This window comes from Mesorhizobium sp. B2-6-2, assembly GCF_006440615.1.
GTDB lineage: Bacteria > Pseudomonadota > Alphaproteobacteria > Rhizobiales > Rhizobiaceae > Mesorhizobium.
The window spans coordinates 24,058-35,860 of the sequence record NZ_VFUG01000001.1 but is presented as its reverse complement, the minus strand read 5'-3'; the positions used below and the strand labels follow the sequence as shown (position 1 = coordinate 35,860).

Here is an 11,803-nt window from a genome sequence, read left to right as displayed (position 1 = left end):
GATTAGCAGCTTCGGCGCCTGGTTCGATTTTACAACGTCGGAGATTGGCGAAAGCCGGCGTGGCGGCCAATCTCCCCCCTCGTGGGGGAGATGTCCGGCAGGACAGAGGGGGGCGCTGTCCCTCCGGCCTCAACAGATTGCCTAATCCCCGATAAGCTTCGCCTTCTTGCCCTGCAGGAAACGCCGCAGCGCGGCGTCGCGCTCGAGGCCGATCGCCCGGTCGTAGGATTCTGCCGCCTGCTTGGTGTTGCCGAGCCTGGCCAACAGCCCGGCGCGGGCGGCCCAATAGGGCTGGTAGTCCTGCAGCCGCTTGTCGTCGCCCAGCACGTAAAGCGCCGCCAGGCCGGCCGTGGCGCCCTCGGTTTCGGCGATCGCCACGGCGCGGTTGATCGCCACCACGGGCGAGCCGGCCACGGCCTGCAGCGCGTCATATAGCTGGCGGATCGCCGCCCAGTCGGTGCCGCTGCCGCGCCGGCGTGCCGCATGGGCGGACTGCACGGCGGCCTCCAGCTGGTAGCGGCCGATGATGCCCCTTTGCGCGGCGCGCACCAACAAGGCTTCCGCCTCGTCGATCAGGCCGTCGTCCCAGAGCGCGATGTCCTGCTCGGCCAAAGGCACGAAGTCGCCATGCGGGTCGCGTCTCGCCGAACGGCGCGCCTCGGCGAAAAGCATCAGCGCCAGCAAGCCGAGCGCCTCCGGCTCGTCCGGCATCAGCGAGGCGACCAGCCGTCCGAGCCAGATCCCTTCGGCGGCGAGATTGCGCCGCCGGCTGTCGGTGCCGGTCGGGTCCGACCAGCCTTCGGCGAAGGTGGCGTAGATCGCCTCCAGCACCGCGCCCAGCCGCTCGCCCAGCTCCGCCTGCTCCGGCACGCGAAACGGAATCCCGGTCTCGCGGATGCGCGCCTTGGCCCGCACCAGCCGCTGGCCCATCGTCGCCGGCGAAACCAGGAAGGCCGAGGCGATCGTCGCGGCGTCGAAACCGAGGATCGTCTGCAGGATCAGCGGCGCGCGCACGCTGGCCTCGATCGCCGGATGGGCGCAGGCGAACATCAGCCGCAGCCGGTCGTCGGGCAGGTCTTCGCCGCGCACGCGCGCCTCCATCTCCTCGGCGATCAGCTGCAGATGACCGCGCGCCGCCTCGCCGGTCAGACGACGCCGCACGGCGTCCACGTCGCGCCGCCGCGCCACGGCGAGCAGCCAGGCTTCGGGCTGCGCCGGCACGCCGGTTCGCGGCCAGCGTTCGAGCGCGGCGGCGAAGGCATCGGCCAGCGCGTCCTCGGCGCCGGCGACGTCGCGCGTGCGCGCCGCCAGCCAGGCGACCAGCTTGCCGTAGCTGCGCCGGGCGGCCGCTTCGGCGGCCGCCCGCGCGATCTGCGAGCGATCATGCATCGTGGGGTCGCTATGCGGCGGCTACGTATTCGGCCATTTCCCAGATCGGCCGCAGCTCGACCGTGCCGGTGCTGGACGCGGGGCAGCGCGCGGCCCATTCGATGGCCGTGTCGATGTCGGCCGCCTCGATCATGTAGAAGCCGGCCAGTTGCTCCTTGGTGTCGGCATAGGGGCCGTCGAGCACGTTGGTCTTGCCGTTCGCCATCCGCACCGCAGTGGCCGCCTGCGTCGGGCGCAGCCGCTCGCCGGCGATGTACGCGCCAGATTTCTTCAGCGCCTCGGTATAGGCGCCATAGGCCGCGAGCACCTGCTGGGTCTGCTCCTTCGGCACGTTCGCCATCGCGGCCTCGTCATTGTAGATCAAAAGCATGTAACGCATGGATGTTCTCCCGTTTTCTTGAAGGCCGCATCGTCGCGTGCCGACCTATGTCGTGCGGCATCGACCGATTTCGACAGGCGTCTTGAAAATCTTTCGCCCCCAAAGCCATCAAGCGCAAGCCGTCGCCTTTCGCCGCTACTCAACCATTGGTCTAACGCACGCAATTGCGGGTTGGCATTTGCCTTCCGCCGTCTAAACTCGTCGCGGGCTCGCCAGGAGGGGCGGATTGCGGGCCGGCATTTCAGGGAGGAAATCGCGATGTTCAATTTCAGGACCAAGTCTATTGCCGCCGGCGCGCTGGCCTTGTCGCTCGGCCTTGGCGCCGTATCGGCCGGGGCGCAGGAATTCATCAATGTGCTCACCGGCGGCACGTCGGGCGTCTACTATCCGCTCGGGGTCGCCCTGTCGGCGATTTACGGCAAGGGCATCGAGGGCTCGCGCACCCAGGTTCAGGCGACCAAGGCGTCGGTCGAGAACCTCAACCTGCTGCAGCAGGGCAAGGGCGAGATCGCCTTTGCGCTCGGCGATTCGGTCAAGATGGCGGCCGAAGGCAACACGGAGGCCGGCTTCCCGGGCAAGCTCGACAAGCTGCGCGGCATTGCCGCGATCTATCCCAATTTCATCCAGATCGTCGCCAGCCAGGAATCCGGCATCAAGACGCTTGCCGACCTCAAGGGCAAGAGCCTGTCGGTCGGCGCGCCCGCCTCCGGCACCGAGTTCAACGCGCGCGCCATCTTCGCCGCCGCCGGTCTCAAATACGAGGATCTCGGACGGGTCGAATACCTGCCCTTCGCCGAGTCGGTCGAGCTGATCAAGAACCGCCAGCTCGACGCCACCTTGCAGTCGGCCGGCCTCGGCGTCGCTTCCATCCGCGACCTCGCCACCTCGGTTCCCATCAACGTCGTCTCCGTGCCGGCCGAGGACGTCGCCAAGATCGGCGCGCCCTATCTTTCCGTGGTTATCCCGAAAGGCACCTATGAAGGCCAGACGCAGGATGTCGCGACCGCCGCGGTCGGCAATTTCCTGATTACCCGCGCCGACGTCTCCGACGAGACTGCCTACCAGATGACCAAGCTGCTGTTCGAGCATCTCGACCAGCTGGTGGCTGCCCATGCCGCCGCCAAGGCGATCGATCCAGCCAAGGCGCTGGACGGCATGCCAGTGGCGCTGCATCCCGGCGCGGAGAAGTATTACAGGGAAAAAGGGCTGCTGAAGTAGGCTTCCTCCATCGAGCAAGGGCTATCGCATAGCGCAGCGCCAGCCCCCTCATCCGGCCGCTTCGCGGCCACCTTCTCCCCGTCGGGGAGAAGAGACTGGCGCCCAACGCCGACCGCCTCCTCTCCCCTCGGGGAGAGGTCAGCCGAGCGAAGCGGAGGCTGGGTGAGGGGGAGCGCCATACCCGGTTTCTCTCTTCTCATCCGAGACGGTATTGCCCGCCAGGAATCCGCCAATGACCGATACCCCCATCGTTCTTTCCCCCACCGCCGAGGAACAGGTCGAAGGTCTGCCGCCCGGTTTTGGCGAAGGCCTCGCCGGCAAGGCGGCCTTCCTCATAGCGGTCGCCTTTTCGGTCTTCCAGATCTACATCGCCGCCTATGGCAGCCTGCCCAGCCAGGTGGTGCGCGCCATGCATGTCGGCTTCCTGCTGCTGCTCGGTTTCGGCCTGATCGCCAATCTGCGTGCCAGGAGCGCCGCCGCGAAAGCAGTGTTTTGGACGCTCGGCGTGCTGGGATTCGCGACCGGCCTCTACAACTGGGTCTTCTATGCCGACCTCATCCGCCGCTCCGGCTTCCTCACCACGCCGGACCTGATCGTCGGCACGCTGCTGGTGGTGCTGGTCTTCGAGGCGGCGCGGCGGCTGATGGGCCTTCCGCTGGCGGTCATCGCCTTCATCTTCCTCGCCTACTGCTTCGTCGGCAATCATTTGCCGCCGCCCTTCATCCATCGCGGATATGATTTCGCGCAGCTTGTCGACACCTTCGCCTTTGGCACCGAAGGCATATACGGCACGCCGGTCTATGTCTCGGCCGCCTATATCTTCATCTTCGTCGTCTTTGCCGCCTTCCTCGAACGGGCCGGCATGATCGCGCTGTTCAACGATTTCGCGCTCGGCCTCGTCGGTTCGTGGCGCGGCGGCCCGGCCCAGGTCTGCGTGCTGTCCTCGGCGCTGATGGGCACCATCTCCGGTTCGGGCGTCGCCAATGTCGTGGCCAGCGGCCAGTTCACCATCCCGCTGATGAAGCGCTTCGGTTTCCGCTCCGCCTTCGCCGGCGCGGTCGAGGCGACCTCCTCGATGGGCGGCCAGATCATGCCGCCGGTGATGGGAGCCGTCGCCTTCATCATGGCCGAGACGCTGAACATCCCTTACGCCGAGGTGGTCAAGGCGGCGATCATCCCGGCGCTGCTCTATTTCGGCGCCTGCTTCTGGCAGGTGCATCTGGAGGCCGGCAAGGCCGGGCTGCACGGCATGGCCAAGGCAGAGCTGCCCAATCCCTGGGAAGCGGTCAGGAAGCACTGGCCGCTTGTGCTGCCGCTCGCGGTGCTGGTCTATCTGCTCTTTGCCGGCTACACGCCGATCTTCGCCGGCACGATGGGCCTCGCGCTGACCGTCGTGCTCATCCTCGGCACGCCGCTGGCGGCGTTGATCGGGCCGTTCGCCTTTCGCCTCCTTTTCTGGCTGGCGCTCGGTCTTGCGGCGGCATCCTTCATGCGCTTCGGCGTCAATGTGCTGAGCCTCGTCATCGCAGCGCTCGTCATTGCCTGCTTCGCCTTCAAGGGCGGGCGCGAGACGCTGCGCATTTGCGTCGATTCGCTCGCCGAAGGAGCGAGGAATGCCCTGCCCGTCGGCATCGCCTGCGCCATCGTCGGCATCGTCATCGGCACGCTGACGCTTACCGGCATCGCCTCCACCTTCATCGGCTGGATCATCTCGATCGGCCAGAACAATCTATTCCTGTCGCTGGTGTTGACGATGCTCACCTGCCTGGTTCTCGGCATGGGCATTCCGACCATCCCGAACTACATCATCACCTCCTCGCTTGCCGGCCCGGCGCTGCTGTCGCTGGGCGTGCCGCTGGTGGTCAGCCACATGTTCGTCTTCTATTTCGGCATCATGGCGGACCTGACCCCGCCAGTGGCGCTCGCCGCCTTTGCCGCAGCACCGATGGCCAAGGAAAGCGGCCTCAAGATCGGCATCCAGGCGACCAAGCTCGCCATTGCCGGCTTCGTCGTGCCGTTCATGGCCGTCTACACGCCGGCCCTGATGCTGCAGGACGCCGGCCCGATCGCGGCGTCGTTCGGCTACCCCGTCGAGGTCGGCTATATCGTCGTCAAAGCCTGCATGGGCATCGTGCTCTGGGGCGCCGCCGCCGTCGGCTTCCTCGCCCGCCGCATGGCCTGGTGGGAGCGTCTCGTCGCGTTCTGCGCCGGCCTGCTCCTGGTGGCCGCATTGCCGCTCACCGACGAGACCGGCTGGGCGCTGGCGCTGGTCTGGATCGGCTGGCACTGGTGGCGCGCCCGCCGGCTGTCCACGGCCGGGACCACATGAGCCTGTGTGTCCTCGCCGCCGGCAAGACGGTGACGCTTGCCGTCGCCGCCTTCACGCTGTCTTGGACGCATTCGGTGGAACGGACGCGCTGGCAGGAGGATTGGAAAGTGTCGCCGGCCGGGCTGCAGGTCGTCGAGGCGCGGGTCAAGGGCTCCGGCGCCGGCATGGAGCCGCCGGAGGGCTCGGTGCTGCGCAGCGGCTGGTGGGTCTATGCGCCACGGATCGGACCCCAACCGCGCCTGGTGCTCGCAGCGTCCGGCGCCACCGGGAAGGGTTGGACGCTGTGCACGGCCGCCGGCTGCCGCGAACTGGGCGAGACGGCCGGCGAACCCACCGTGCTCGAACCGTGCGACGGTTCGAGCCAGCCGCGGTAGCGCACGATCAGCCCGGCGACGCTTTTTGCAACAAGCGTCGGAATTGCCCGTCAGCCGATCAATCGCTCCCGCAACTCGGCCGAAGGTATCGCGCAACTGTCTTTTCGGCCGAACAGTGCATAGCGGTTCTTGGCGACGCGGTCGTAGAGCCAGCCGCGCAGCGGCCGCGGCAGGATGAGCAGCGCCTTCGCGGCGCGCCATGGCCAGCCGAGCGCGGCCATGACCGCGACGAAGCTGTCGAGCTTCGTGAAGGCCGCGCCCTCGATGATGGCGAGGTTGCTGTCGTAATCGTCGGTCGCCAGGCCGTACTCGCGAAACAGCGCCTCGCCGAGCGGCGATTGCGCCGTGGCGAAGCGGAAGCGTTTTTTCCGGTCGAGCTTGAGGACGAGCTGGACGAAAGCCGAGCAGAACACGCAGGCGCCGTCGAAGACGATCAGCGGCTGGCGGGCGTCATAGGCCTGGCGCGGCAAGGTGGGACGTTCGGGCAGGTCGGTCATGGCGGCCCCGGCTGCTTGTGACCCCCTTACGCTGTACCAAGGGGGACACTAAGCTAGGGGAGACACTAAGCCAGCCGGCGGCTGCGTCAAAGTCGCGGCGTTGTCGCACGCCAGTTGGCGGCGAGCACAAGGCGCTCGGCGCGATAGGTGGTGGCGCGCTGGTCGGCGGCCGGCCTGCAGATGCGGCCGTGGTGGGCACGTTCGCGGGTCATATCAGTTCGCGCCGACGCCCAGCGAGTTGCCGCGGCGCGCGCAGGCCGGGCCCGGGCCGCGCATGTAGTAGCGCTCCGGCCGATAGGTCGGCGCGACGAATTCGCGAATGGCGGCGGCGTAGCCGGCGATGTGATTCCAGAAGTTCATTTTACCTGGTCCCTGTCCGCTTTCGGATGTCCCGTCCGAATTGTTCGAGAGCATAGCGTTGAGGCGTGAATAGTCCGTGAACGTGATGTTAATTTCTGGTCCGAAACACGTTGCTTCATGGCTGGATTGCGGCTGATTCGCGGTCTTTCGGTGCCTTTCGTCGCGTTTCCGGCTCGTGTGACTTTTGCATCACATATGTTTCGTTCCGATGTCGCTTGCGCGCGTATCTGTTTCACGTTCGGCCAGTGACAGGGAATTTCCTTTCGCGCGCCTGGGCGGGCAGGAACCTGTCCCAGAAGACAACGTTGACCCCGCAAGGCCGGGGCGAACCCGGCCAAGTTGACGGCTGCCCCGCCGCGCAACTTCCCGACAATGCGAAACATGGAAAGGCAACCGCCATGGGCTTCTTTTCGAAAGACATCAAGACGCTGGACGACCTCTTCATCCACACGCTGCGCGACATCTATTATGCCGAGAAGCAGATCGAGAAATCGCTGCCGAAGATGATCGACAAGGCGACCGATCCGCAATTGAAGGCCGGCTTCGAGAAGCATCTCGCGCAGACCAAGGGGCACATCGAGCGGGTCGAGCAGGTGTTCGAGCTGCACGGCGTCAAGGCCAAGACCGTCAATTGCCCGGCCATCGACGGCATCCTCGCGGAGGCCGACGAAGTCAGCGGCGATGTCGACGACAAGGAGGTTCTGGACGCCGCGCTGATCGCCTCCGCCCAGGCCGTCGAGCACTATGAGATAACGCGCTACGGCACGCTGATCGCCTGGGCCAGGCAGCTCGGCCGCAGCGACTGCGCCAACGTGCTGGCCAAGAACCTCAAGGAAGAAGAGGCGACGGACCGCAAGCTCAGCGAGATCGCGGAAAGCAAGGTCAACCTGCAGGCCGCCGAATAGCAGGCTGCGTGGCCAGCCCCCCGGAACCCAAGCGAACCCCTGTCCGTTGCGATTGAAACCGCATCGCGCAGGAGTTCGCAATGGCACCACGCCCGGCTTGGAAGGGCTATCTCAAACTGTCGCTGGTCACATGCGCCATCGAGCTCACCAACGTCGTGACCCATGCCGAGAAGGTCTCTTTCCGCATCCTCAACCGCAAGACCGGCAACACCGTCAAGCGCATCTATGTCGATGCGGGCACCGGCAAGCCGCTTGAGGAGGGCGACGAGATCAAGGGCTATGAGGTGAGCGACGGCGACTTCGTCCATATCGAGGAGGACGAGATCGAGGCGGTGCAGATCGAATCCTCGCACACGATGAGCCTCGACGGCTTCGTCGAGAAATCCTCGATCGAGCAGATCTACCTCGACACGCCCTACTATGTTTCCCCAGCGGACGAGGTGTCGCAAGAAGCCTTCGCCGTCATCCGCGACGCGATGGCGGCCAGGAAGATGGCGGGGCTTGCGCGCATCGTGCTTTATCGGCGCGAGCGCCCGGTGGCGATCGAGCCGCTCGGCAAGGGAATGGTGCTGACCACCTTGCGCTACGACGACACGGTGCGCCGGCCGGCGACGGTGTTCGAGGACATCGCAGCGGCGAAGACCGACAAGGAGATGATCGACCTCGCCCAGCACATCATCGACGGCAAGAAGACGAAGTTCGACCCGTCGAAATTCGACGACCGCTACGAGGAGGCGCTGCTCGAGCTGATCCGCGCCAAGAAGGCGGGCAAGACAGCGCCCAAGGCCAAGGCGCAGCCAAAGCCGTCCAATGTGGTCAACCTGTTCGATGCGTTGAAGAAGAGCCTGAACGCGGAAGGCGGCGGCAAAGCCGGCAAGGCCACATCGAAAGCGGCGGCCGGGAAAAGCAAGAGCAAGGCCGCGCCAAAACGCAAATCCGCATAGGAGGATGGCGGCATGGCCGGCCTCGAGCAGTATCACGCCAAGCGCGATTTCAGGAAGACCGCCGAGCCGGCCGGCAAGGTCGGCAGGCAAAAGCAAGGCGGCGGCATCTTCGTCGTCCAGAAGCATGCCGCCACGCGACTCCATTATGATTTCCGGCTTGAGCATGACGGCGTCTTGTGGAGCTGGGCGGTGACGCGCGGCCCGAGCCTCGATCCGCACGAGAAGCGGCTGGCCGTGCATGTCGAGGATCACCCGATCGACTACGCGTCCTTCGAAGGCACCATTCCGAAGGGCCAATATGGCGGCGGCTCGGTCATCGTCTGGGACGAAGGCAAGTGGACGCCGGATGGCGATCCGGCCAAGGGCATGAAGAAGGGCCATATCGACTTCGAGCTCGAGGGCCACAAGCTCAACGGCCGCTGGCATCTGGTCAGGCTGCGGCCCCGCCCGGGCGAGAAGCGCGACAACTGGCTGCTGATCAAATCCGACGATGCCGCCGCCCGGCCCGGCGAGGATGTTCTCGAGGAGGAACCGAAATCGGTGAAGTCGGGCCTGACCATCGAGGAGGTGGGCGAAGGCAAGGCCGCCAGGGGGCAGACACCGAAAGTCTGGCAATCCAACAGGCCGGCTGCCGCCAAGACCAAGGCCGGGCCTGGCAAGCGTCTCGAATTCATAGAGCCGCAGCTGGCGACGCTGGAAAAGGATGCGCCCGCCGGCGAGGACTGGCTGCACGAAGTCAAATTCGACGGCTACCGCATGCAGGCGCAGATCGCCGGCAGCGACGTAAAGCTGCTCACCCGCGCCGGCCTCGACTGGACGAACAAATTCGATGGTCCTGTGACCGCCGCGCTTGCCAGGCTGAAATGCCGCGACGCCATCATCGACGGCGAGGTCGTGGTTTTGGCCGACAGCGGCGTCTCGTCCTTCCCCTTGCTGCAGGCGGATTTGTCGGCCCGCCGCGCCGACCGCTTCGTCTACTATGTCTTCGACCTGATGCGGCTCGACGGCAAGGACCTGCGCCGCGAACCTTTGGTCGAACGCAAGCAGGCGCTGGCAGAGCTGCTGGGCCAGCAGCCCGAACATTCGGCGCTGCGCTTCAGCGACCATTTCCACGAGCCGGGCAAGGTCATGCTGCAGCATGTCTGCCGCATGGGCCTGGAAGGCGTGGTGTCGAAACGCGCCGACGCGCCCTACCGCAGCGGGCGGGGGCTCTCCTGGATCAAATCCAAATGCACGCTGCGCCAGGAATTCGTCATCGGCGGCTATCTGCCCTCGGACAAGACCGGGCGCGGCCTGCGCTCGCTGCTGGTCGGGTTCAACGAAGGCGGCAAGCTGCATTATGCCGGCCGTGTCGGCACGGGCTTTTCCGGCAAGGTGATGACGGATTTGAAGAAGAAGCTGGACGGCCTCAAGGCGACGGCCTCGCCGTTCTCGGGCGCCGTGCCCAAGGGCAAGGGCCTCACCTTCGTCAAGCCGGAACTTGTCGGCGAAGTGGAGTTCCGCAGCTGGACTTCCGACCGTATAATCCGCCACGCCTCGTTCCAGGGGTTGCGCGAGGACAAGCCGGCGGAGGAAGTCGTGCAGGAACAGCCGAAGAAGGCCGAAACCGGGGCGAAGCCGGGTACAAAGACCGCGCCGAAACCCTCGGCCGGAACGGCGAAGACCTCGATCAAGCTCTCGCATCCCGACAAGCTGCTATGGCCCGACGAAAAGGTTTCCAAGCGGGACCTGCTCGATCACTACGCGCTGGTCTGGCCGCGCATGGCAGAATTCGTCGTCAACCGGCCGCTGAGCCTGGTGCGGGCGCCGGACGGCATCCACGGCCAGCGCTTCTTCCAGAAACACGCCTCGCCCGGCATGAGCGACAAGATCGCCAGGATGAAGGATCCGACCGACGGCGAGGAGATACTGTTCATCAAGGATTTCGACGGGCTGGCCGCGCTTGTCCAGTACGGCGTGGTCGAGGTCCATATCTGGGGCTCGACGATCGATAAGCTGGAAAAGCCGGACCAGATCATCTTCGATCTCGATCCGGATGAAGGCGTCGATGTCGGCCGCGTGCGCGAGGCCGCGCTCGACATCCACAAGCAGCTCGACGAGCTGTCGCTGCCGAACCTGGTCAAGACCTCAGGCGGCAAGGGCTATCACGTGCTGGTGCCGCTGAAACCCTCGGCCGAATGGGACGAGGTCAAGGATTTCGCGCATGATTTCGCCCGTGCGCTCGAGCAGGCCGCGCCCGACCGCTACACGGCGACGCTGTCGAAGAAGGCGCGCACCGGCAAGATCTTCGTCGATTATCTGCGCAACGGCAGGGGCTCGACCACGGTCGCGCCCTATTCCTCGCGCGCCAAGAAGGGCGCCACGATATCGATGCCGGCGACCTGGCCGGAGATAAAGAAGGGCCTGGCGCCGAATGCGTTCCCGCTTGGGGATGCGTCCACGCTGAACGAGCTGAAGAAGGCCGATCCTTGGAAGGAGTTCTTCCAGCTGGGGAAGCCGCTGAAAAGGGGGTAGCTGGCAACGAGCGCCGCGATCCTTCGCGCCCCCCTCTGTCCTGCCGGACATCTCCCACTTGGGGGGAGATCGATGTCACGCCGGCTTTCGCTAATCTTCAACGTTGCAGGATAAGCGAGGCGCCGAGACAGCCAATCTCCCCCCTCGTGGGGGAGATGGCCGGCAGGCCAGAGGGGGGCGCTGTCCCGCCAGCATCGCCAGATTGCCACCTAAGACAGGAACACCCTCTCGAATTCCTGCCGGCCCTTCGGCGAGAACGCCACGGCGCGGCTGTCCTTTTCGCGCCGCGCCCATTTCTCGGCGATGATCTTGTCGAGGATGGCCGCACCCAGCGTGCCGGCGAGGTGCGATCGCCGCACGCTCCAGTCGAGGCAGGCGCGGCAAACCGGCCGCCGCGCCTTGGCACCGGTCTCGATGCCGAGCGCGGAAAAATGCGAGGCCCCGGAAGGCGAGAGCCTGATCTGGTTGTCGTCGCGCAGCAAAAGCTTCCTGTCGAGCAGCCGGTCGAGCATCGCCACCGCCTGCTCGCCGGCCAGGTGATCGTAGCAGACCCGGGCCACGCGCATGGCCGCGTCGCGCGGTCCCGGCCGCACGCGCTTCGGGCCGACCGCTTCGGCGACGCCGATGATCGCCTCGATCATGCCAGCCACCTGCGCGCCGGCGAGACCGTAATAGCGGTGTCGGCCCTGGCTGGCCAAGGTCAGCAGGCCGCCATCCATCAGCTTCGACAGATGCGAGGAAGCGGTGGGCAGCGACACGCCGGCTTCCAGCGCCAATTCCGACGCCGTCAGCGCCGTGCCGCCCATCAGGGCGTTCAGCATGTTGGCGCGCGCCGGGTCGCCGACCAGGCTGGCGATGCGGGCGATGTCGGGTCCTTCACGCATGGTTCGATCC

At 66.0% G+C, this 11,803-nt stretch carries 12 protein-coding genes; 6 read left to right on the top strand and 6 right to left on the bottom strand.

The window, feature by feature from the left end; genetic code table 11:
* Positions 1-141: 141 nt before the first annotated feature.
* Positions 142-1,389, bottom strand: coding sequence for an RNA polymerase sigma factor (locus FJ419_RS00195; protein ID WP_140686743.1), 1,248 nt, complete (start codon positions 1,387-1,389; stop codon positions 142-144).
* A gap of 10 nt (positions 1,390-1,399) precedes the next feature.
* Positions 1,400-1,768 (bottom strand): YciI family protein, encoded by a 369-nt coding sequence (locus FJ419_RS00190; protein ID WP_140545776.1) that lies wholly within the window; start codon positions 1,766-1,768, stop codon positions 1,400-1,402.
* Between the two features lie 258 nt (positions 1,769-2,026).
* Between FJ419_RS00190 and FJ419_RS00185 the strand changes: the two genes are divergently transcribed.
* From FJ419_RS00185 to FJ419_RS00175, 3 genes are all read left to right on the top strand, one after another.
* Positions 2,027-2,986, top strand: a complete 960-nt coding sequence (locus tag FJ419_RS00185) for a TAXI family TRAP transporter solute-binding subunit (RefSeq protein WP_140686742.1) — start codon at positions 2,027-2,029, stop codon at positions 2,984-2,986.
* 232 nt (positions 2,987-3,218) lie between these two features.
* Positions 3,219-5,315: a TRAP transporter permease gene (locus FJ419_RS00180; RefSeq protein ID WP_140686741.1), complete on the top strand. Its 2,097-nt coding sequence runs from the start codon at positions 3,219-3,221 to the stop codon at positions 5,313-5,315.
* On the top strand, positions 5,312-5,689 hold the full coding sequence (locus FJ419_RS00175) for a DUF1850 domain-containing protein (protein ID WP_140686740.1): 378 nt from the start codon (positions 5,312-5,314) through the stop codon (positions 5,687-5,689). Before FJ419_RS00180 ends, FJ419_RS00175 begins: the two co-directional genes overlap by 4 nt.
* 50 nt (positions 5,690-5,739) lie before the next feature.
* Here the strand turns inward: FJ419_RS00175 and FJ419_RS00170 are convergent, their stop codons facing one another.
* The 3 genes from FJ419_RS00170 to FJ419_RS00165 form a co-directional block, all read right to left on the bottom strand.
* Positions 5,740-6,186, bottom strand: a complete 447-nt coding sequence (locus FJ419_RS00170) for a DCC1-like thiol-disulfide oxidoreductase family protein (RefSeq protein WP_140686739.1) — start codon at positions 6,184-6,186, stop codon at positions 5,740-5,742.
* Between the two features lie 86 nt (positions 6,187-6,272).
* Positions 6,273-6,398 carry a hypothetical protein gene (locus FJ419_RS31400; RefSeq protein ID WP_281405816.1) on the bottom strand — a complete coding sequence of 42 codons (126 nt, stop codon included), beginning with the start codon at positions 6,396-6,398 and terminating at the stop codon, positions 6,273-6,275.
* A 1-nt stretch (position 6,399) separates the two neighbouring features.
* Entirely contained in the window at positions 6,400-6,546 is a 147-nt protein-coding gene (locus tag FJ419_RS00165; RefSeq protein ID WP_140545780.1) for a hypothetical protein, read from the bottom strand.
* Positions 6,547-6,944: 398 nt separating this feature from the next.
* On the opposite strand from FJ419_RS00165, the gene FJ419_RS00160 reads away from it, so the two are divergent.
* The 3 genes from FJ419_RS00160 to ligD all read left to right on the top strand — a co-directional run bounded on the left by FJ419_RS00160 (position 6,945) and on the right by ligD (position 10,909).
* Entirely contained in the window at positions 6,945-7,451 is a 507-nt protein-coding gene (locus tag FJ419_RS00160) for a ferritin-like domain-containing protein (protein WP_140686738.1), read from the top strand.
* Positions 7,452-7,531: 80 nt separating this feature from the next.
* Entirely contained in the window at positions 7,532-8,395 is an 864-nt protein-coding gene (locus FJ419_RS00155) for a Ku protein (protein ID WP_140686737.1), read from the top strand.
* Between the two features lie 12 nt (positions 8,396-8,407).
* Positions 8,408-10,909, top strand: a complete 2,502-nt coding sequence (ligD, locus tag FJ419_RS00150; protein WP_140686736.1) for a DNA ligase D — start codon at positions 8,408-8,410, stop codon at positions 10,907-10,909.
* A 209-nt stretch (positions 10,910-11,118) separates the two neighbouring features.
* Here the strand turns inward: ligD and FJ419_RS00145 are convergent, their stop codons facing one another.
* Positions 11,119-11,793 carry a winged helix-turn-helix domain-containing protein gene (locus tag FJ419_RS00145; RefSeq protein WP_140686735.1) on the bottom strand — a complete coding sequence of 225 codons (675 nt, stop codon included), beginning with the start codon at positions 11,791-11,793 and terminating at the stop codon, positions 11,119-11,121.
* Positions 11,794-11,803 lie beyond the last annotated feature (10 nt).